Origin of the sequence: Maribacter sp. 1_2014MBL_MicDiv (assembly GCF_001865655.1) — a bacterium.
Lineage (GTDB): Bacteria > Bacteroidota > Bacteroidia > Flavobacteriales > Flavobacteriaceae > Maribacter > Maribacter dokdonensis.
In genome coordinates, this window is record NZ_CP011318.1 from 1,553,213 (window position 1) to 1,573,866 (window position 20,654).

The 20,654-nt window shown below is 36.5% G+C and carries 23 protein-coding genes; 12 read left to right on the plus strand and 11 right to left on the minus strand.

Going from position 1 to position 20,654, the window contains the following annotated elements:
- The first annotated feature begins 30 nt into the window (after nucleotides 1-30).
- The 6 genes from YQ22_RS06365 (at nucleotide 31) to YQ22_RS06390 (ending at nucleotide 5,386) form a co-directional block, all read left to right on the plus strand.
- Complete coding sequence (locus YQ22_RS06365) at nucleotides 31-1,845, plus strand: T9SS type B sorting domain-containing protein (RefSeq protein WP_198033520.1); 1,815 nt, start codon at nucleotides 31-33, stop codon at nucleotides 1,843-1,845.
- 62 nt (nucleotides 1,846-1,907) lie between these two features.
- Entirely contained in the window at nucleotides 1,908-2,786 is an 879-nt protein-coding gene (locus tag YQ22_RS06370) for a cell division protein FtsX (RefSeq protein WP_071340513.1), read from the plus strand.
- Between the two features lie 9 nt (nucleotides 2,787-2,795).
- A complete protein-coding gene (locus tag YQ22_RS06375; protein ID WP_071340514.1) occupies nucleotides 2,796-3,050 on the plus strand; it encodes a DUF3098 domain-containing protein in 255 nt (84 codons plus the stop codon).
- A gap of 9 nt (nucleotides 3,051-3,059) precedes the next feature.
- On the plus strand, nucleotides 3,060-3,857 hold the full coding sequence (locus YQ22_RS06380) for an undecaprenyl-diphosphate phosphatase (RefSeq protein ID WP_058104916.1): 798 nt from the start codon (nucleotides 3,060-3,062) through the stop codon (nucleotides 3,855-3,857).
- 22 nt (nucleotides 3,858-3,879) lie between these two features.
- Nucleotides 3,880-4,593: a tRNA pseudouridine(55) synthase TruB gene (gene truB, locus YQ22_RS06385; RefSeq protein ID WP_071340515.1), complete on the plus strand. Its 714-nt coding sequence runs from the start codon at nucleotides 3,880-3,882 to the stop codon at nucleotides 4,591-4,593.
- 64 nt (nucleotides 4,594-4,657) lie between these two features.
- Nucleotides 4,658-5,386 carry a hypothetical protein gene (locus YQ22_RS06390; RefSeq protein WP_071340516.1) on the plus strand — a complete coding sequence of 243 codons (729 nt, stop codon included), beginning with the start codon at nucleotides 4,658-4,660 and terminating at the stop codon, nucleotides 5,384-5,386.
- Here the strand turns inward: YQ22_RS06390 and YQ22_RS06395 are convergent.
- Genes YQ22_RS06395 through YQ22_RS06415 form a run of 5 tightly spaced genes read right to left on the minus strand, consistent with a single transcriptional unit; the run spans nucleotide 5,369 to nucleotide 11,150 of the window.
- Nucleotides 5,369-5,980 (minus strand): thioredoxin family protein, encoded by a 612-nt coding sequence (locus YQ22_RS06395; RefSeq protein WP_071340517.1) that lies wholly within the window; start codon nucleotides 5,978-5,980, stop codon nucleotides 5,369-5,371. The two genes, YQ22_RS06390 and YQ22_RS06395, sit on opposite strands and share 18 nt — an antisense overlap.
- 57 nt (nucleotides 5,981-6,037) lie before the next feature.
- On the minus strand, nucleotides 6,038-7,444 hold the full coding sequence (locus tag YQ22_RS06400) for a TolC family protein (protein ID WP_232231334.1): 1,407 nt from the start codon (nucleotides 7,442-7,444) through the stop codon (nucleotides 6,038-6,040).
- Nucleotides 7,444-8,796 (minus strand): HlyD family secretion protein, encoded by a 1,353-nt coding sequence (locus tag YQ22_RS06405; RefSeq protein ID WP_071340519.1) that lies wholly within the window; start codon nucleotides 8,794-8,796, stop codon nucleotides 7,444-7,446. Before YQ22_RS06405 ends, YQ22_RS06400 begins: the two co-directional genes overlap by 1 nt.
- Nucleotides 8,789-10,471 (minus strand): peptidase domain-containing ABC transporter, encoded by a 1,683-nt coding sequence (locus YQ22_RS06410; protein ID WP_071340520.1) that lies wholly within the window; start codon nucleotides 10,469-10,471, stop codon nucleotides 8,789-8,791. The genes YQ22_RS06405 and YQ22_RS06410 overlap by 8 nt, the downstream gene beginning before the upstream one ends.
- Nucleotides 10,464-11,150, minus strand: a complete 687-nt coding sequence (locus YQ22_RS06415) for a TetR/AcrR family transcriptional regulator (protein ID WP_058104909.1) — start codon at nucleotides 11,148-11,150, stop codon at nucleotides 10,464-10,466. Before YQ22_RS06415 ends, YQ22_RS06410 begins: the two co-directional genes overlap by 8 nt.
- Before the next feature lie 187 nt (nucleotides 11,151-11,337).
- On the opposite strand from YQ22_RS06415, the gene YQ22_RS06420 reads away from it, so the two are divergent.
- Genes YQ22_RS06420 through YQ22_RS06430 form a run of 3 tightly spaced genes read left to right on the plus strand, consistent with a single transcriptional unit; the run spans nucleotide 11,338 to nucleotide 13,184 of the window.
- Nucleotides 11,338-11,901: a DNA-3-methyladenine glycosylase I gene (locus tag YQ22_RS06420; protein WP_071340521.1), complete on the plus strand. Its 564-nt coding sequence runs from the start codon at nucleotides 11,338-11,340 to the stop codon at nucleotides 11,899-11,901.
- Nucleotides 11,902-11,920: 19 nt separating this feature from the next.
- A complete protein-coding gene (locus YQ22_RS06425; RefSeq protein ID WP_232231335.1) occupies nucleotides 11,921-12,508 on the plus strand; it encodes a hypothetical protein in 588 nt (195 codons plus the stop codon).
- Nucleotides 12,495-13,184: a DUF2490 domain-containing protein gene (locus tag YQ22_RS06430; protein WP_257786212.1), complete on the plus strand. Its 690-nt coding sequence runs from the start codon at nucleotides 12,495-12,497 to the stop codon at nucleotides 13,182-13,184. The genes YQ22_RS06425 and YQ22_RS06430 overlap by 14 nt, the downstream gene beginning before the upstream one ends.
- Here YQ22_RS06430 and aat read toward each other — a convergent pair.
- Together aat and YQ22_RS06440 are read right to left on the minus strand one after the other, a co-directional pair.
- Nucleotides 13,176-13,808, minus strand: a complete 633-nt coding sequence (gene aat, locus YQ22_RS06435) for a leucyl/phenylalanyl-tRNA--protein transferase (RefSeq protein WP_071340523.1) — start codon at nucleotides 13,806-13,808, stop codon at nucleotides 13,176-13,178. The two genes, YQ22_RS06430 and aat, sit on opposite strands and share 9 nt — an antisense overlap.
- Nucleotides 13,809-13,944: 136 nt before the next feature.
- The gene (locus YQ22_RS06440) at nucleotides 13,945-14,322 is read right to left on the minus strand and encodes a DUF3127 domain-containing protein (RefSeq protein WP_058104905.1); all 378 of its coding nucleotides are present in this window, start codon (nucleotides 14,320-14,322) and stop codon (nucleotides 13,945-13,947) included.
- A gap of 126 nt (nucleotides 14,323-14,448) precedes the next feature.
- On the opposite strand from YQ22_RS06440, the gene YQ22_RS06445 reads away from it, so the two are divergent.
- Both YQ22_RS06445 and YQ22_RS06450 read left to right on the plus strand, forming a co-directional pair.
- Entirely contained in the window at nucleotides 14,449-15,597 is a 1,149-nt protein-coding gene (locus YQ22_RS06445) for a sensor histidine kinase (protein ID WP_071340524.1), read from the plus strand.
- A gap of 2 nt (nucleotides 15,598-15,599) precedes the next feature.
- A complete protein-coding gene (locus YQ22_RS06450) occupies nucleotides 15,600-15,950 on the plus strand; it encodes a hypothetical protein (RefSeq protein ID WP_071340525.1) in 351 nt (116 codons plus the stop codon).
- Here YQ22_RS06450 and YQ22_RS06455 read toward each other — a convergent pair.
- Both YQ22_RS06455 and greA read right to left on the minus strand, forming a co-directional pair.
- Nucleotides 15,947-16,336 (minus strand): HIT family protein, encoded by a 390-nt coding sequence (locus YQ22_RS06455; RefSeq protein ID WP_058104902.1) that lies wholly within the window; start codon nucleotides 16,334-16,336, stop codon nucleotides 15,947-15,949. The genes YQ22_RS06450 and YQ22_RS06455 overlap by 4 nt on opposite strands.
- Before the next feature lie 78 nt (nucleotides 16,337-16,414).
- Nucleotides 16,415-16,891 carry a transcription elongation factor GreA gene (gene greA / locus YQ22_RS06460; RefSeq protein ID WP_058104901.1) on the minus strand — a complete coding sequence of 159 codons (477 nt, stop codon included), beginning with the start codon at nucleotides 16,889-16,891 and terminating at the stop codon, nucleotides 16,415-16,417.
- A 132-nt stretch (nucleotides 16,892-17,023) separates the two neighbouring features.
- On the opposite strand from greA, the gene YQ22_RS06465 reads away from it, so the two are divergent.
- Nucleotides 17,024-17,461 carry a hypothetical protein gene (locus tag YQ22_RS06465; protein WP_071340526.1) on the plus strand — a complete coding sequence of 146 codons (438 nt, stop codon included), beginning with the start codon at nucleotides 17,024-17,026 and terminating at the stop codon, nucleotides 17,459-17,461.
- Here the strand turns inward: YQ22_RS06465 and YQ22_RS06470 are convergent.
- Together YQ22_RS06470 and YQ22_RS06475 are read right to left on the minus strand one after the other, a co-directional pair.
- On the minus strand, nucleotides 17,458-18,129 hold the full coding sequence (locus tag YQ22_RS06470; RefSeq protein WP_071340527.1) for a hydrolase: 672 nt from the start codon (nucleotides 18,127-18,129) through the stop codon (nucleotides 17,458-17,460). The two genes, YQ22_RS06465 and YQ22_RS06470, sit on opposite strands and share 4 nt — an antisense overlap.
- A gap of 96 nt (nucleotides 18,130-18,225) precedes the next feature.
- Nucleotides 18,226-20,388, minus strand: coding sequence for a TonB-dependent receptor (locus YQ22_RS06475; RefSeq protein ID WP_071340528.1), 2,163 nt, complete (start codon nucleotides 20,386-20,388; stop codon nucleotides 18,226-18,228).
- Nucleotides 20,389-20,654: the final 266 nt, after the last annotated feature.

Below are 20,654 nucleotides of genomic sequence, written 5' to 3' on the forward strand. Positions count from 1 at the left end.
CTTTTCATATTCTGTTTGGTTTCCATAGAAATGAAAGCCCAATTAGGATTTTGCGGTGGCAATTCTGGCGACCCTATTTTTACAGAAGATTTTGGTGCCGGGACAAATAACGGCCCAGCTTTGCCCGCTGGCACAACCACATATAATTTTACCGCCTTTACCCCTAATGATGGGGATTATACTATTTCTAGCACAACCAATTACTTTGATTGGCTTTCCCTACAAGATCATACCCCTGGAGACACCAATGGAAAAGCATTTATCGTCAATGCCAGTTTTACTGCCGGGGAGTTCTATCAACGTGAGGTTACGGGATTATGTGAGAATACTACCTATGAATTTTCTTCTTGGCTCATTAACCTTCAACCTGCAAATAGCTGCGAAGGCAACAGTATACCCGTTAACGTTCGTTTTCAAATTTGGGACGAAACGGACACTAATCTTCTAGCTCAAGGTGATACAGGAAATATTTTCAATACCGGCACCACCGAGTGGAACCAATATGCCTTGGTATTTAAAACCGAACCTGGCCAAACATCTGTCATTTTAAAGATGAGAAACAATAGTAATGGCGGTTGTGGCAATGATTTAGCCATTGATGACATTTTATTTAGATCATGCGGAGACAACGTTACGGTCTCAACACCATCTAATGAAGTAAGTTTAGTGGTATGTGAAACCCAAGGCGGAGTCTCAAGAACACTTACGGCAACACCAGATTCTTTTGTTTTTAGCACACACGCCTATCAATGGCAGCAAAGTACGGACCAACAAAACTGGACAGATATTCCTGGTGAGAATAGTGCCATTTTAGATACCCCATTAGTAACCACAACTACCTATTTCAGGACAAAAATTGCCGAAGATGTAGTCAATGTCAATAACGATCTTTGCAATGTGGTGTCCGATGTTTTTGATATTACCGTTTTACCTATACCAGCAGCTCCAACAAGTAACGGGGACATTATGGTCTGTGAAGGAGAATTGGGAATTTTAACAGTAGCCACTCAAAATAACTACACCGTTAATTGGTATGACGCCCCTACCGGTGGAAATTTAATTTTATCCAATAGCCAAAATCTAGAAATTGGTGTCGCCGGCACGTATTATGCCGAAGCAAACTCAACTGAAATAGTATGTGCATCTATTACAAGAACAGCAATAACGCTCACCGTAAACCCCTTACCAATAGTACCAGATGACATGAGCACATTTTTATGTGAAGATTCTTTTACCACTTTAAATGCCGAGGTTGAAAATGTCGCCTATCAATGGAACACGGGTGAAACCACACAACAAATTGATGTTACCACACCGGGGGAATACAATGTGGTCATTACCAATGCAAATGGTTGCTCAACTATACGAAATTTTAATGTTGAGCAAATAGATCTACCCAGAATAGACAACATTATATCCGATGGAGCATCTATACGCATAACTACTATTAACGATGGAAATTTTGAATATTCCCTAGACGGAATTTCATTTCAACCAAACCCCACTTTTGATGCTGTTGAAGGTGGATTTTATACTATTTACGTGCGGGACAATACAGATTGCGGCGTAGTAACCCAAGATTTTTATCATCTGGTGATTCAAAAATTCTTTACCCCAAATGGAGATATGTTCAACGATTTTTTTGAACCTGACGGATTAGAGGTTTTTAGCAACATCACCATTTCTATTTTTGATCGTTATGGCAAGCTTATAAAATTTGGGAACACAAACGCCACCTCTTGGGATGGCACCTTTAATGGAGAAGATATGCCAGAAGATGACTATTGGTATCTAATTGAAGCAGACACGGCTCAATTTAAGGGGCACTTTAGTTTAAAACGTTAAGGCTTATTTTTTTAAGTACCATTTCACTTTACTTTGCTATTTTTACTGCACTTTTAAGCACTATGGCTAATTCTTTCGAAAATTATCAAAGACGCAAACTTATCTCCTCGTACTTTTCCGTGGTGTTAAGTATTGCATTGGTCTTATTCCTATTGGGAATTTTAGGACTACTGGTTTTAAACACCAAAAAAATGGCAGATCGCTCTAAAGAGCAGATTACCATTTCTGTATTTCTAAAAGAAAATACCAAGGAAATTGAAGTGGAACAACTTCAAAAAACCTTGGCAATGTCAGAATACACCAAGTCTTCTACCTATGTTTCTAAAGAAGAAGCCGCAAAACAACACAGTGAAGAAATTGGAGAAGATTTTGTAGACTACTTAGGCTACAACCCGCTAAAAAACTCCATAGACGTAAAGCTAAAGGCTGATTTTGTTACCGCAGAAAAAGTAGAAGAGATTGCCGCAACACTTTCTGAAAAAAGTTTTGTTGACGAGGTCAGTTATGATAGGGTGCTGGTTAGCATGGTAGCAAAAAGTGTAGAACAGATAGGTTTCTGGATTTTAGTAGCTAGCGCCATTTTCACCTTTATTGCCGTATTGCTGATCAACAGCTCCATACGCCTTTCTATTTACTCAAAAAGATTCATCATAAAGACCATGCAAATGGTAGGTGCTACCAAAACGTTTATCCGTAGACCATTTATATGGCAAAATATTAAATTAGGTATGATCGGTGCTACTATTGCATTGTTGGCCATTGGCGGTGTCGTATACTATGTAAATACTAATTTTGAAGACTTAGGGTTACTAGAAGAACCTTATATTTTAGTCACCTTATTTATAGGCGTTTTTCTACTGGGTATACTTATTTCGTTCATTAGCACCTATTTCGCCACCCAACGCTTCTTAAATCTTAGAACGGACGAATTATATTATTAAATTTGCGGCATGAGTAAAAAGAACAAAATTGAACAGCAACCTAAACAGGAATTTATTTTTCAAAAGAAGAATTACATGTTCATGTTCATTGGACTTGCCTGTATTGCAGTAGGATTTATTTTAATGAGCGGTGGCGGCAGCGATGACCCCAACGTTTTTAACCCTGAAATTTATAATTTTAGAAGAATAAGACTTGCCCCTACTTTAGTGCTTATTGGCTTAGGTATAGAAATTTATGCCATTTTGTTAAACCCACACAAATAGAAAAATTAATTGGATACTTTAGATGCTATTATACTCGGTATCATACAAGGATTGACCGAGTTTTTACCTGTTTCATCAAGTGGTCATTTAGAATTGGGTAAAGCTATTTTAGGTGATAACTCTGTACAGGAAGAAAGTTTATTGTTCACCGTTGTACTTCATTTTGCTACCGCACTAAGTACCATTGTAGTCTTTAGAAAAGATATTTGGGAAATTATAAGTGGTTTGTTTCAATTTAAATGGAACGAAGAAAGCCAATTCTCTGCTAAAATAATTGTCTCTATGTTACCTGCAGTATTTGTAGGCCTGTTTTTTGAAGAGCAATTAGAAGCTTTTTTTGGCGGCAATATAAGGTTCGTAGGCTTTATGTTGATCATTACCGCTGTACTCTTGTATTTTGCCGATAAAGCCAAAGACACCGATAAAAAAGTAAGTTTTGGAAATGCATTTATAGTTGGCATTTCTCAAGCCATAGCTATGCTACCCGGTATTTCACGAAGTGGTGCTACTATTTCTACCTCTGTTCTTTTAGGCGTAGACAAATCTAAAGCCGCAAGATTCTCTTTCTTAATGGTTGTTCCATTGATTTTTGGTAAGATCGCGAAAGACCTTATGAGCGGAGACTTAACTTTTGACGGGGAAAACAACGTTGCTATGGGTGCCGGATTCATTGCCGCCTTTGTTGCCGGACTTGCCGCTTGTACTTGGATGATCCAATTGGTACGTAAAAGTAAGCTATCCTATTTTGCCATCTATTGTCTTATTGTAGGATTGATCGCCGTTATTTACGGATTTACTAATCCGTAAAACATCAAAAACACCCAAATTCATGAAAGATTTGACCAAAGATGACTATTTAAACGGTCAAGTATTATTGATCGATAAACCACTGGAATGGTCCTCTTTTCAAGCGGTCAATAAATTGAAATGGGCGATTAGAAAAAAGTTCAGCTTAAAGAAATTTAAAATAGGTCACGCAGGTACGTTAGACCCTTTAGCAACAGGTCTTTTGGTGATTTGCACAGGTAAGTTCACCAAAAAAATTACCGAATTCCAAGGTCAGGAAAAAGAATACACAGGTATAATTACTTTAGGCAGTACAACACCTTCTTATGACTTGGAAACCGAAATCAATGAGACTTTTTTGACCGATCATATAACGCCAGAGCTTATAAAAGCTGCCACCCATGAATTTATTGGTGAAATAGAACAAGCCCCGCCTGTTTTTTCCGCATTAAAAAAAGATGGTAAACGTTTGTACGAACTGGCAAGAGAAGGTAAAACTGTAGATATTCCAAAAAGAAAGGTACATGTAAGTGCATTTGAAATTACCGACATAGACAACTTGAACGTGCATTTTAGAATTGCATGCAGCAAAGGAACATATATAAGGTCTATGGCGCACGATTTTGGAAAAGCATTAAACTCCGGAGCACATTTAACGACCCTTAGAAGAACCAAAATAGGTGATTTTAACGTAGATAAAGCCCAAGACCCTTTGGACTTCGCCGATTTATTATTGGCACCAGAAGAAAATAAATAGCAGATTTTGAAATGCCATTTATCGATCTTCTAAAATATTTTGGTATTATTAAGGTTATATATTCATGAATCTGAACAGAAAACAATTATCATTACTTGCCACTACCTTTAGCCTGTCTATTGTAGTGCTGGTTTTGTTTGGTATTCAGTTCGGTGGTCAAGAGGAATCTCACGAAGACTATGTGGTTGAAATGATCATGGACCCAGAGGTATTGGAAGAAATTCTCAAAGAAGAAGATCCGGTTGATGAAGAAATGAAGGCCGATCCAATAAAAAGTCATTTAGCTTTTAACGAAACCGCAAAACCTAGCTACGGTAACCCAGAACCATTACAGACTTTAGAAGAGCTGATGGAAGAACGTAGTGAAATGAGTGACGGTGACCCTACTGAAAGTATGATTTCCGATTCTGGTTATTCTGAAAGGGTAAAGGCCTTGGCCAAAAAGAGAGAAGAAAAAAAGCAGCTTTTAGGAGAAAAGGAAGCGCAAAAAAAAGAATTTACCAATAACCTTGCCGCCAGACGAACGTCTGTATCCTATTCTTTGGTTAATAGAAACAACTACAAATTACCCCCACCAATATACACTTGTATTGAAGGAGGAAAAGTTGTTATCAATATAGAAGTAAATGCACTAGGCTATGTAACCGAAGCAGATTACAATGCAAAAAGTTCTGGAACATCTAACGGATGTCTTGTTGAAAACGCCATTAATTATGCTTTGAAAGCAAGATTCAACAGTTCTGAAAAAGATTCCCAAAAAGGCACCATTACCTATTTATTTCAAGGGAAGTAATTCCAGCAGATCTTGAATTATACTTTGCCCCTTATCCTTATTGTAAAAAATTTGAAGATCCTGTTTAAATTCAGGCGTTAGTTTACCGTACTCCGACTTATAATCTTCCACTAACTTAGTTGCCTTTTTAGATCTTGGACCCCATGTAGCCGCAACCGTGTTTTCTTTAACATCAACGGCAATTAATTTTGGTATAGACCTACCTCCATTGGTCAAAAATTGATCCATAATATTTAAGTTCTCATCTCTTAAGATTATAGATAATGATATATTAGGATTGATTTCAGTGAATTTATGCATAACTGGCAGCGCAGGAGAAGCATCGCCACACCAGCTCTCTGATAATACTACCCATGAAACTTTTTGATCCACAGACTTTATCTTGTCAACAACCTCATCGGTAAACTTCAAGGTTTTATCCCACCTACGCATGCGGCTGTTATTCAATTGGGTATATTGTGAAAGTGCTTCAGTTTGCTCAGGGCCGGTAGACGCTCCTTTTTCAGCAAGGTCAGAAACCAATGCCCTATACTCGGCATAACTATAACCGTTATTTAATCCCTTTGCTTTAATATCTTCCAATAATAACTCCATAATGCTTACTTTAAAATATCTTGATCGATCACATTAGTAGCGTTACAAATAGAATACTTACAAATTTTCAGGATTGACCGCCAGACTGTTGAATAATTTGGCCTTCGCCGTAAAATATTTATTTTCTACTTGATTCTGTTTTAAGACCGCATCTATTAACTTTGATTCCCTTGAATTGATCAAAAACAACGAGCTCTCCCCAAAACTGAATTTTCGTTCTTCCGCTGCTAGCAACGCCTCATAACTGGCAACGATATCATCTATTAAATTATTCTGATTTTCAAAAGAAGCCAACTCATTATATATAGCCAATACCTTATTCTGAATTTGCACCTCGGCGTTATCTAACTCAAACTGTGCATCCCTTAATTTCAGTTTAGCCAATTTCAAATCTCCCCGTTCTTTTCTTAAAAATAAAGGCAACTCAAAATTTAAACCACCCTTATAATTTTGGGTTTCCAATGAATTTAAATACTCGGGCGTTTCAGTAATAAACTTATACTCAACGTCAATTTTAGGTAATAGTTTATTTGTTTTTAATCGCTTATCTACGCGTAAACCATCTATTTTATACCCTAAGGATTTTAGCTTAGGATGATTTTCAAGGTCAAAACTATCTAAAGGTTTACCTAAAATTTCCAAGGCTTGATCTATCTCTACATCTAAAGATAGTTCTGGCACCACACCTGGTTGTAATTCCATAGGTATATTTTCTCCCATCCAGAGAAAATTGGAAAGCTCCAATCTTGCGTTACGTAAAACTACATTAGCCTGCTCTCTTTCCAAAGCTCTGTTTTGTACGGCAATTTTAGCCTCAACGGTATCAATAGCAGCAATTTCACCAGCGTTGGCACTTTTATTGACCCCCTCCAACCTTACTTTAGCGTTCTCTAAAAAATCATTGAACAATATACTATTTCTATAAGCCTGCAACCAATTGAAATATGCCAATGAAGCATCGAACAAAATTTGATTGACCAATAGATCCCTATCGGCTTTAGACTGCTCCCTAAAAAACTTTGCCTTCTTTACGGTTGCCATACGCTCATTGATCCATGAACCACGTCCTAGAGAAAGGGCAACCCCGGCACTGTACAATCCATCATCAGGAACATTTCGCTCTGCGTTCAAGTATTCTCCAGAGTACTGCTCAAACTCGCCTTTTAATTCTATACCATACCAGGTAGGAATTTTAAACGTAGTATTTAAAAGATCATAATATTCCGTTCCCTTAAATTCTTTAGTTGCATAATCTACCGCTATTTTGGGATCAAACCCACCACGGGCCTTCATTAGATTTGCTTGCCCAACGCTCATTACCATCTCAGCTTGTTTAGTTATAGGATGGTACTTTTTTACATATCCTAAATACTCTTTAAACCCTAGCTGGACAGAATCTACCGTTTGGGCCGACACAAAAAAACCGGCACATACACAGAAAAAGAAAAAAATGCTTCTCATCATTATTTTTTTACGGGTTTGTCCTGGGCACCTTCAGGTTGGTAATAGTTAGGTGGAAAACCATTTAACTGACGCCAAAGCTCATACCAAATAGGCACATCTTCCAATAAGGCAATAGTATTTGCCCCTGAACCAACACGTAAGGCATCTGGCCATGCTTGATCTTCTTCATCCGGAGATAACAGCACCCTATATTTACCATTAGGGTTTATAAACGTTTCTATAGCTACCACCTTACCCGCATAGGTACCATATGATGCATTTGGCCATCCGCTGAAAACGATAGCCGGCCAACCATCAAATTGTATTCTAACACTTTCTCCTAAATGGATCAAAGGCAAGTCTATTGGTGCCACAAAAGTTTCAACCGCCATATCATAATCTGCCGGCATAATACCTACCAACGGCGTGCCTTCTTTAAATGTTTCTCCTATACCTGCTGTTAATACCTTATTGATATACCCATTTTGCGGTGCCTTAATATAACGCAGCTCACTCCTCATTTTATAATTGGTATAATCATTCTCCAACTTACTGACCTGAGCCTCAGAATCAAATTGATTGGACATCGCCGTAAACTTATCGCTCTGTGCCTTTGAGATCTTATCTGTATATGATGCTTGAACACTATTGATCTCTACTTCCGCATTGATTATTTCGTTCTTGGCCGCCAATAATTTATTCTCTTGCGAGAGCAACTTTGCTTGGGTTTCTTGCAATTTCAACCGTTTTGCCTCAACATCTGTTACCGCTTTTAAACCTTCGCTCTCTAATTGCACTGTTCTTTCAAACTGTCTTTCAGCAATTTGAATATTTGTCTTAGCGGCCTCAAAATCAATACTATCGCTTTGTGCCTTTAATTTGGCCTGAAGCAGCTTGTTCTTTGCTTGCTCAAGTTTTAACCTTCTTTCATTGATAAGTGCCGCAACTTGATTATCCAATGACTTCACCTTTTCACCATATGAGGTTACAGATGAACTCTTAGATTTTAATTGTTGCCCTGTGCGCTCCACTAAATCTGGATCAAAATATTCTGATTTCACTTCAGAAATGAACAATATGGTATCTCCTTTTTCTACATAATCTCCTTCTTGTACATACCATTGTTCTATTCTACCCGGTATTTGAGATTGAATGGTTTGGGGTCTTTGCCCCGGGGTCAACGTAGTTAAAATACCTCTAGCGGTTATGGTTTGTGTCCAAGGCAAAAACAGTACTATGACGCCTACCACGGCAAATGCCAAAAGAAACCTATTAAAATGCTTGTAGTGCCTCTTGTGGTTTACCTTCTGTACCGATTTGAAACTATCTAAAGAGACTTTCTGGTTAAGTTTGTTATGAGATATATTAAGCATCTTTTCCTTGGATTTCGTTAATAATCTGTCCTTTTTCCATGGTTATGATACGCGAACATTTTTTGATCCACTTATCGTTCTCACTTACTACAAGTAATGCCCAACCGCTAGCTGGATCACTTAAAAAACTCAAAATACGGTCTGCTTCATCTACATTGAACTGATCAAGCGGGTCTTTAAGAATGAGCAGTTTTGGTTTACGGACAATACTTCTAGCCAACACTATCTTTTTTGACACGGTATATGGAATCTGTTTACCTTCAGGGTACAATACCGTATTAAGTCCTTCTGGTTGTTTTTTTACAAAATCCGTAAGTCCTACTTTATCTAAAGCCCAATACACTTGCTCATTTGTGGTCTCTTTATCTCCAAAGGTGATGTTGTTCAAGATCGTACCCTCAAATGGGGATTCCTCCGGTAATGATTGACCTAAGTGCGAACGGTAATAATTAAGGTTCATACCTTTTAACGAAACTCCGTTCACGTACACACCACCACTGTCTGGCTCAATGATTCCCGCAATTAAGCGCAATAAAGTATTTTTACCAGAACCACTATTACCTCTTAATAGAATAGTACAACTAGGGGATATGGTTAAACTTAGATCCTTAATTATTTGTCTTTTTGGCTGTGGTACACTGTAAGATATTTCACTTAGCTCAACAGTAAAGGCCTGGTTCTCCATAAATGGTTTTTCTCCTTCTTGAGCCTCTAATTCTTTGTCTACTACTTGCCCCATCTTTTCTAGAGATGTCAATAAATCATAAAACGTTTCCAATCCTAAGATTAATTTTTCAACCGAACCGATTACTAAAAGAATAATAATTTCTGCCGCTACGAACTGACCAATGTTCATCTCTTGATTAAGCACCAATAACCCACCGATTAATAAAAGACCTGCGGTGACCAAAACCTTGAACCCGATCATTTGAATAAACTGCAATACCAAAACCCTAAAATGACTTTCCCTTGCATTGAGGTAATTGACTACGAGGGTATCATTTTTATCCAATGCGTGAGATGTTTTACCAGACAACTTAAAACTTACTATAGACCTGGCTATCTCTTGAAGCCAGTGCGCAATTTTATATTTACTCTTAGATTCATCTAAACTCGTATCCAGACCTCTTTGAGCAGTAAATTTGAACACCACATAAATCAACAACAGCAACAACATGCCGTAAACAATAAAAAATGGGTGATAAAACGATAGTAGTAATAACCCAAAAACAATCTGCAGTAATGCCGCAGGAAAATCTATCAATACTTTTGATAATGATTTTTGAATAGTCAAGGTATCAAAAAATCTATTTGCCAATTCTGGCGGATAGTAATTGTGCAGTTCGCTCATCTTAATTTTAGGAAAACGATATGCAAACTCAAAAGATGCCCTAGTAAATATCTTTTGCTGTACATTTTCAATTATTCTTATTTGCATAAGCTGCAGCACCCCAACAAAAGCAACACCCAATGTCACCAAAATGACCAATACGATCCAAGATGAACTAATTTGAGCACCTTGCATTAAGTTTATTATTGCCTGTATACCCAATGGTAACGACAAATTGACAACCCCCGCGAATATGGCATAATAGAAAACTTGAAAAATATCCTTTTTATCCAGTTTTAAAAGTCCTAAAAAACGCTGCCAGGCAGTTAGTATGTTTCTACTCATTTAAGTGTTGTTTTAATGTATTGAATACAAGGTGGGTCAAATATTGTGTTGGTGTCACTTTCTTATTACAGTCTGTAAGTGACGGAAAGTGCTCTCTTAAATAATGTTGGTGCAAACCATTTTCCAAAATGGTACTTGCTAAACTCGTAGGATATTCGTAATCTGCATCAACCTCGGAAATCATAGTAGACAAACGCCCTACCAATCTTTTATATATAGCGTAATAACCTTCTTTATTCTCTTCGTCTACTTCTTTGGTCAAATAGGCTTTAGAATATTCATTGATTACAATTTGATTTAAAAAGACTTCATTGACATGAGAAAATGCGGAATCTTCCTTGATTTCCCTAGTTATGATGATAATGGACTTTAATAATTTTTCTTTTGGATTTTTAATACTGTGTGTTGCAAAGACCAATTGATATTCCATCCACCCCCAGTACCAAGAGGTTAGGTAAACAAGTAATTTATGTTTGTTTTCAAAATACCTATAAATAGAACTCTCGTTAGAACCTATTTGATGACCTAGCTTTTTAAAAGTAAACCTTTCAAAACCAATTTCGTTGATCATTTGAATACTGTACTCAACGATTTTTTTACCTAGTCCAGAAGATTCAGGGTCCTTTAAATAAAGTTTCTCGTTAACTTTTATCTGCACCCCTTGCAACAGCATATCCATAAAACTATTAATTACATAAAATGTAAATATAATAGTATTACTATCAACTAATGATAGTTTAACAACTATTAACTTAAATTTAAACTTTCTTTAATGGGGTTCAGAAGAAATTAAACAAATTCTACCAAATTAAAGAAAAGGCAAGTTCTGATCTTTTTAAATACTTTTGTCATTAAAGAAACTTTCTATGGAACCAGTAAGATGCGGTTGGTGCAAGGGCGATACGTTTTATGAAGCATATCATGACCAAGAATGGGGCGTACCCGTTAAAGACGATGATTTGCTGTTCGAGTTTTTAGTGTTGGAAACCTTTCAAGCTGGTTTAAGCTGGATCACTATTTTAAAAAGACGAGAAAATTTTAGGGTTGCATTCGATCATTTCGATTATAAGAAAATTGCTAAATATCCTGAAACCAAAATCCTCTCTTTACTACAAGATGAGGGCATTATCAGAAACAAATTAAAAGTTAGGGCAACGGTGACCAATGCCATTGCCTACATGGAAATTCAGAATGAATTTGGTAGTTTCAGTAGTTATATTTGGGAATTTGTAAACAATGAACCTATTAAGAACAAAGTAGTAGATTACAAAGATGCCCCTGCCAATACACCCATATCAGATGCCATTAGTAAAGACCTAAAAAAGCGCGGTTTTAAGTTTGTGGGCAGTACTATTATTTATGCGTTTATGCAAGCCACTGGTATGGTAAATGATCATCAACTAGGTTGTTTTAGATACACCGAAGTGTAAGTAACATAACACCGTTATCATGAAAAATATTCAAACGCTCTTACTAATTACCACTCTGTTTTTTTACAGTCAATTTGGACAGGCTCAGTATAAATACGAAAGGGAACATCGTATTTTAAAATCTCAGTTTCCTGATGTTGCTATCTCTACCATAGAAGAAAATGTTACAGATTATAGGCGTATTAAGTTCTATAAGGAGACGGATAGCACTAAAGTTAGTTATGAGGCGAAATTGAAAAAAGATAAGCTTTGGTACAGCATTGAATTTGATAAAAAAGGCAATCTTGAAGATATTGAAATACTAATTAAACCAGACGATATACCTAATGATACCTATGCCAAAATAGAAGAGTATTTGAACAATAATTTCACTAAATATCGTATTAAAAGGCTGCAACAGCAATATCCTTCAAATACTGAGCCTATTGACCACACTTTTAAAAACGCATTTCAAAACTTGATACTACCCTCTAACAATTACGAACTGGTAGTTGTTGGAAGAAAAGAAAAAGGCTATTTAGATTATGAGATTCTATTTGATGCCGATGGAAATTTTATGGATATAAGAACCTCTCTTCCTCCCAACTATGACCATGTATTGTACTAGATTTCGGTTCATTTTTACCTTATTGCTGTTCTTATGTGTACGTTATGTTCAATCTCAAAATAACACTGTTGCATATTGGGAGCCTGAAGTAGCTTTAAACTACAAAGTAACCCCTTTGCTTAAACAAAATTTTTCTTTATCAAATAGAAATTATACCTATCACAATAACAAATCTCAGTTAACTGTACGCCAAATAGAAATAGCCCATTTTTCCTCTTTAATAATAGATCCCTATAAGAGCATAGGCTTAGGAGTACAATATAGATTTAGAGAAGCATTTGAAAATGACAAGGAAAATGAACTACGGTTAACGCAACAATTCAACATTACCAAAATTACCAATAGTGTCCGCTTTGGTAACCGGTTTAGAATTGAGCAGCGCATACAACCTTCTACACTTATTCATCGTTTTAGATATCGTTTTGCCATTGACATTCCCTTAAAAGGTTTAAGAACAGATATTGGAGAACCATACTTAGTGGCTACCACAGAATCTTTATTAAGCATTGAAAAAAGTGCCAAAGCAATGTATGACCAGCGTATAACATCGCAAATAGGTTGGTCTATTTCAAACCATTTAAAAGCACAATTGGGCGTACAGTTCAGAATGGAGAATTACACTGAAAAAACTGAACACGTTTTTCTCTTTTTAAATAGTTTGGTTATATCACTTTAAGATTGCCATAAAATCTTTTCTTGCAATTTCTTTGGCTCCCATACTGGCCAAATGATCGGTGTGCAATTGGCAGTCTATTACCTTATACTCATTTAGAGACAATTCTTCTGCTAGTTTAATAAAGGCAAACTTAGATGCATTAGATGCTAGACTGAACATGCTTTCTCCACAAAACACATGACCTAAATCAACACCGTACAAGCCCCCTACCAGTTTATCTTCTTCCCAAACTTCATAGGATTGGGCAATTCCATTTTTATGTAATTTAATATATGCGGTTTTCATTGCTTCGGTAATCCATGTACCGTCTTGCCCTTCTCTTGGTACGGAAGAACAATATTCTAGAACCTTTTCAAAACAAGTATTTTTAGTAAGCATAAATTGCTTGTTTCGTATTACTTTTTTCATGCTTTTAGAGACCTTGATCTCATTTGGAAATAGCACCATTCTAGGATCCGGACTCCACCATAATATTATAGAATCGTTATCAAACCATGGAAAAATTCCGTTTTGGTAGGCCAACAACAACCGCTCTGGGGAAAGATCGCCACCAACGGCCAACAAGCCTTCAACATTGGCATTTTCCACGGGCGGAAAGACAAGTTCATCAGTTAAAAAGTACATGATTCTTTTTGAGGCTTTTTCGTTTTTGTTCAAATTAACCAAAGGTGTGAAAACAAAAAAACTTGTTCAACTTTTTAAGCTAAACAAGTTTTTTTATTTAAAGGACAGTACCCCTTATTTTATTGTGCTATAATTATTAAAACGGAAGATCATCATGATCCTCTTCGTTTAAATTATCAGCTGGTTCAAATGCCTCCATTGGTGGTACTGGTGGCATACCTGGTGCCGGTGCTTGTTGAGATAAATTTTCTATCCTCCAGCCTTGAATTGAGTTGAAATATTTTACCTGACCTTGAGGATTTGTCCACTCTCTTCCTCTAAGATTAATACTAACTTTTACATCTTGCCCTACGGCATAACTGTTCAACAAATCACATTTATCTTGAACAAATTCTATCATGATATGCTGTGGATATTGCTCGTCTGTAGTAACGACCAACTCTCTTTTTCTAAACCCATTAGACCCAAAAGTTTGGGTTTCACCTATCAACTTAACTTTACCTTCTATTTCCATCTTGAACTCTTTTTACAATAGATTTCAAAAATACATAAAATGAAGCGGTAATAAAACACGGTACATTGATTACAACACAACAATTATTCACAATTAGGGTTATCTTTAGTATTAGATAACTATTGGATGAACTTTATTCCTAAAAACAAAATTTCCAACATTTTTCTATTGGTAGGCTCCTTTGTTGTGGTTAGTCTAATCTTATGGAATACCAATAGCTTTTTTAAACAATTTAAAGAGGAAGAGCGTTTAAAAATGGAGATCTGGGCTACTGCGCAATCAGAATTTTTGCAATCCTCTGAAACTGTAGATTTAGGCAGTCTTCATTTAAAGGTATTTCAAAACAACACTTCTACCCCAATGATCCTTATAAACAAGGACAAGTCTATAAGGGTGAATAATTTTCCACCAAACAAAGCAGAGGACTCCGCCTACATTCAAAGTCAACTAAAAAAATTCAAGAATGAAAATACCCCTATTTCAATTGATCAGCAAGGCGAACATTTAGCCACGTTATATTACGGCAATTCTGACGTTTTAACCAAGCTGAAGTTTTACCCTATTGCCTTACTTCTTATTATTTTTCTTTTTGCCGCCGTAATCTATTTTCTGTTCAAGACCAATAAGGCTGCCGAACAGAATAAATTATGGGCAGGTATGGCCAAAGAGACCGCCCACCAAATTGGCACTCCCTTATCTTCTCTTTTAGGATGGAACGAACTTTTAAAATCTGAAGACATTAACCCAAGTATTACCAAAGAAATTGAAAAGGATATTGACCGGCTACAGACCATTACCGAACGTTTTTCCAAAATTGGGTCATTGCCAAAACTTGTTGAAAGTGATATTGTAAAAGAAACACAAGATGCTTTTGATTATTTGAAAAGAAGAAGTTCTAAACTTATTCACTTTTCATTTAGCTCTAAAGTGGACCACTTGCCCGTTATGCTCAACAGTTCATTATACAATTGGACTATTGAAAACTTGGTTAAAAACGGAATTGATGCCATGCGAGGCAAGGGCAGCATTGCCATTGAAATAGTACCAGATCATAAATTCGTGAATATTTTAATTGCCGATACCGGGCACGGTATTTCAAAAAGCAACTATAATAGTATCTTTACACCCGGTTTCACCTCAAAAAAGAGAGGTTGGGGCTTAGGACTTTCTTTGGTTAAACGAATTGTGGAAGAGTATCACGATGGAAAAATAAAGGTGTTATCATCTGGCAAAGAAGGAACTATAATGCAAATTTCTTTAAAAGTGGTTCACTAATTATGGCGAAGGAAAAATTTGAAGTTATTAAAGAAGCTCAACTGACCAATAACTGTCCGGAGTGTTTTAATCAGGATTTAAGTCTTACTTTTTATCAAAAACACACCTACGGTAGCTTTTTTCATAAAATTACTGGAGACCTCAGCAATAAATTAGTTTGCAATACGTGCCACACTACAATCTACCCAGTAAGTTGGACGGATGATATAGAGCGCATGTTCAACTATTATCAAAAAACGGCTGTTCCAGCTAAAAAATCATCTCAACCAACACTATTATTTTATGGGCTTTTGTTAGTTATGATCGCCTTGGTGGCAGGAGCTGTTTACCTTTTTATTTCTGGCGCCATTTAAATCTTAGCTCCAATTTCCTGGGCCAAGTCTGCCAGTTCCTCATTACTTAATTTTACCTTGTGTTGAAAAGTTGCATCTTTCATTTCGTTCAACGGAATTAAATGAACATGCACATGCGGTACCTCTAACCCAATAACAGACATACCAATTCGCTTACATTCAACAGTTTTTTCCAGAGCCTTGCCCACTTTTCTTGAAAATGACATGAGGCCCAAGTACGTTTCTTCATCCAAGTCCAATATTTTATTTACCTCTTTTTTAGGTATACACAAGGTGTGCCCTTTAGCGTTTGGGTTGATATCTAAGAATGCTAAGAAATTTTCATCTTCAGCTACTTTAAAACATGGTATTTCACCATTTATGATCTTGGTAAAAATCGTTGGCATAATCGTTTACTATTTAATGGAAATAAAAAATCCTACCCTTTTCAAAAGGATAGGATTAAATATAGTTATTTAAAAATTTTAAGCTCTTGTTATTTCAAGAATTTCAAATTTTATTGCTCCGCTAGGAACAGTAATTTCAGCAGTATCTCCCACTTTTTTTCCTAAAAGACCTTTGCCAATTGGTGAGCTTACAGATATTTTACCCGTTTTAAGATCCGCCTCACTTTCCGCTACCAATTTATAGGTCATTTCCATACCATTATTTTGGTTTTTTAGCTTTACGGTAGAAAGTACCAATACCTTAGAGGTATCTAATTGCGACTCATCAATTATACGTGCATTGGCCACGGTATTTTCCATCTTGGAAATTTTCATTTCCAACAAACCTTGTGCTTCTTTTGCAGCATCATATTCTGCGTTTTCTGACAAATCGCCTTTATCTCTTGCTTCTGCAATTGCTTGAGACGCCTTTGGGCGCTCAACATCTCTTAAATGATCTAGTTCTGCCTTTAGTTTTTTTAACCCTTCGACAGTATAGTATGATATATTACTCATAACCTCCTCGTTTTATAAATAGACAAATCCTCTGCAAATGCCTGTTAATTCGGCTTTTTAAGAGAGGATTTAACACAAATATACATAAATTTTACGCACATTTGTTGAAGTTATTGAAAACAAAATTATAGCATGTTCAGAAGATTAAGTATCCTAATTCTATTGATTATCACTGCTTGTAGCAATGATGGAACCAACAGAAATCCGTACTTACAGGAAATAGGCTTTCGTTTTGAAGCTAATTTAAACTTGCCTTCCTACAGCCCACTTACAAATACGGGTAGTGCCGTATATATCCAAAGTGATCTTGCCGGTACACGAGGTGTTTTTGTCATCAATGCCGGTTTTGATCAGTTTAGGGCATTTGAGGCCAGTTGTCCAAATCATGCACCTAACGATTGCTCTACCATGCAGCTAAATGGACAAATTGCAACGTGTTCTTGCGAAGATTATGAATACAGCTTATTTACCGGTCAATTATTGAATAGACCAGATAATGAAAATCGATATTATGACATGCTTGAATATCGTACTACCTTTAGTGGTGGTAGTGTAATCATCTCTAACTAAGCATTTTCTTCAGCGCGATATTTCTCCATTATTTCCTTGAACAGTTCACCTGTACTTGGTGGTGTATACGATATTGCATTTGCCCCGGCATCTATTGCTGCAACTATAGAATCGTCAGATTTTCCACCCGTGGCAATGATGGCAACCTTATCATTTAAATCCCTAATTTTTTTGATGATATCTGCAGTTTTAGCTGCGCCGGATACATTGAATATATCCACACCTGCATCTATTCTACCTTTAATATCATCTTTTTCCGAAACCACCGTAATGGTTACCGGTATATCAATTTTTTCCTTAAGCATCGTAATAAGGCTGTTTGGGGTAGGCTTATTTAAAACCACCCCTAAAGCACCTTGAAATTCTGCATGTATTGCCAATTCTAAAGACCGTACCCCGGTTGTTAAACCGCCACCGACCCCACAAAATATAGGCTTGTCGGCAGCCAATATCAAAGCATTTGATATTACCGGTTGCGGTGTAAACGGATATACCGCTATAATTGCATTGGCATTGGTATTTCTTATAATAGCTACGTCCGTACTAAACAAAAACGACTTTATAGATTGCCCAAAAACACGAATGCCAGAGCATTGAGAAATGACCTCTGGCACCGTTACTATATTGTTTCTTAACCTACTGCCAAAAACTGGAATGTTGCGCTCCATAACCCTGATAATTAGTCTCCTAATTTAGATTATTCCACTATGCGCCTTACATTCTCAACAAATATTTAAGACAACTTTATATCTTTCTATTATCAACTAAAAATTCACTGTTGCACCTAATAAAAAGTTAGTTCCTGCTTGCGGATAGTAACCTTGTACTTCAAATGAACTACCAGGTGTAGACCAACTATCTACATAAGTATACCCGTTAGAAACATACTTTTCATTGAAGATGTTATTTACCAAACCTGAAAACACGATAGACTTGACAATGCTATTCATGTTAATCTCATAAGTAATATTGAAATCTGTGGTAAAATAAGAGTCTAGCTTAGATGCCTCTGTATCTGTATTGCTTAGATATTGCTCACCTACAAACTTTGAATACAGCGAAATATTCATAGCATCACATGGCATATAACTAAGAACGTTACCCGCCACCAAGCCCGGAGAATAAGCAATGTTGGTATCTCCTAAACCTTGTAGCATACCATCTCTATCAATAAAGAAATCTTTGTTCTTATTTTGACTGATGGCAATGTTAGGCCTTAGGCTGAATTTTTCACCCAATATTATATTGGCATCAACTTCTAAACCTAGCCTGTAACTATCTCCAATATTTTCCCTTAATGGTGCACCAACGTCATTTAATTCGCCAGTAACCACTAACTGATCTTTATAGTTCATGTAATATACATTGGTATTTACCTGAACTGAAGGAGAAACATACCTCCATCCCAATTCAAAATCATTTAGTTTCTCAGGTTTTGGATTACCATTTTCATAATCGTTCCTATTGGGTTCCCTATTGGCAACCGCATACGACAAGTAAAAATTATTATTCGCATTAAGATCAAAGGTTACTCCTGCCTTTGGATTGAAAAAATTGAACGTATCATCAACAAGACCGGTATCTTCCCCGTTTGCTTTATACCCAACTGTTCTATACTGAACATCTCCATACAATGACCATTGATCTGTTAATTGATAATTTGCCTTTGTGTATAAATTAAAATCTGTTTTAGATGAACTATCATCATAATAACGATCTCTGTAACTACTATTACTAGCATATCTAGCCCAGATTACCTCACCAAAATGATCGCCTTCGTATTTATTAAGACCACCACCTATTATTAAATCTAACTTTTCTTTCTTGTAATTTGCAGAAAAAACGGTTCCGTAGAAATCATTATCCAACCAACGTCTTCTAATTAAATCGGTAGTATTCACTTCTTCACCATCTACAATCAGTGGCTCAAAACCATAGGTAGAAAAATCATCGGCTTCTCTATACTGCTCAAAATAACCTCTACCTCTTGTATAGTGCAACGCTATGTTTGTACTCCAAAAATCAGAAATCTGTTCGTTCCATAATAATTGTGCATGGTCTTGCTTGTAATTATCCACTTCATTATCATAAAACTGGGTATTACCATCTAAATCAGTATAAATACCTGAAGGATTAAAAGTTCTATTATCCCTCAAAGTTTGACCATCTATACCGTACCAAGCTTGGTACGTAATTTCATGACCCCCAAACATCAATGCCTTGATCAAAGTATTGTCATCTTTATAAGCCGCTTGTAAAAAATAAGATTCCAAATCCGATCTTGCCCTATCTATATAACCATCTGATTTAATTTTAGATAGTCTACCTGAAATTTCAACATGATCATTTAATAATCCGGTACTGAATTTTAAATTATTTCTTAATGTACCATAGCTACCTATAGAAGTTGATATTTGACCATACGCGTCTTGTGAAAAACCGTCTGTCAACAAATTTAAACTTGCCCCAAAAGCACCGGCACCATTGGTAGATGTACCTACACCACGTTGTAATTGCAAACTCTCAGTTGAAGAAGCAAAATCGGGCATATTTACCCAAAAAGTACCTTGAGACTCCGCATCGTTATAAGGTATTCCGTTAATGGTCACATTTACACGTGTAGCATCACTACCTCTTACTCTAAGCCCAGTATAACCTACACCGGCACCAGCATCTGTAGTAGTTACCACTGATGGTAAAAAGTTCATTAATACAGGAATGTCCTGCCCAAGGTTTCTTGGTTTAATTTCCTCTTTTGTAAGATTTGAAAATGTAACCGGAGATTGCTTGGTTACCCTTACTGCAGAGACGAACACTTCGTCTAAGACTACTTTTTGACCCTCCAGAGAATCAGTTACCTGTTCTTGGGCACTAACTCCAAGACTAAACGCAAAAAACGACGCAATTGTGAAAATAGTAAGTTTCATTCGTAAATAATTACGAATAAAAGGGGCTATTATTCTAAGTAAAAATTGATTTTGCCTATTTAAAGACTTTGTTTTCCAAAATGAAGTCAGCCATTACGCTGGCTGGCCCCTCGCTAAAAATGTCCACCGGACATTTTTTTAACGCTCGGTCCCTTGGCAGCATTACCCGCCCAGGTTCTTTGGGTATAATCTCAGCTTTGTCCTAAAAAATTTCAGGATTTTGGCACCCCTTTGAGATGCCGCAAATGTAATGCAGTAATTTTAAC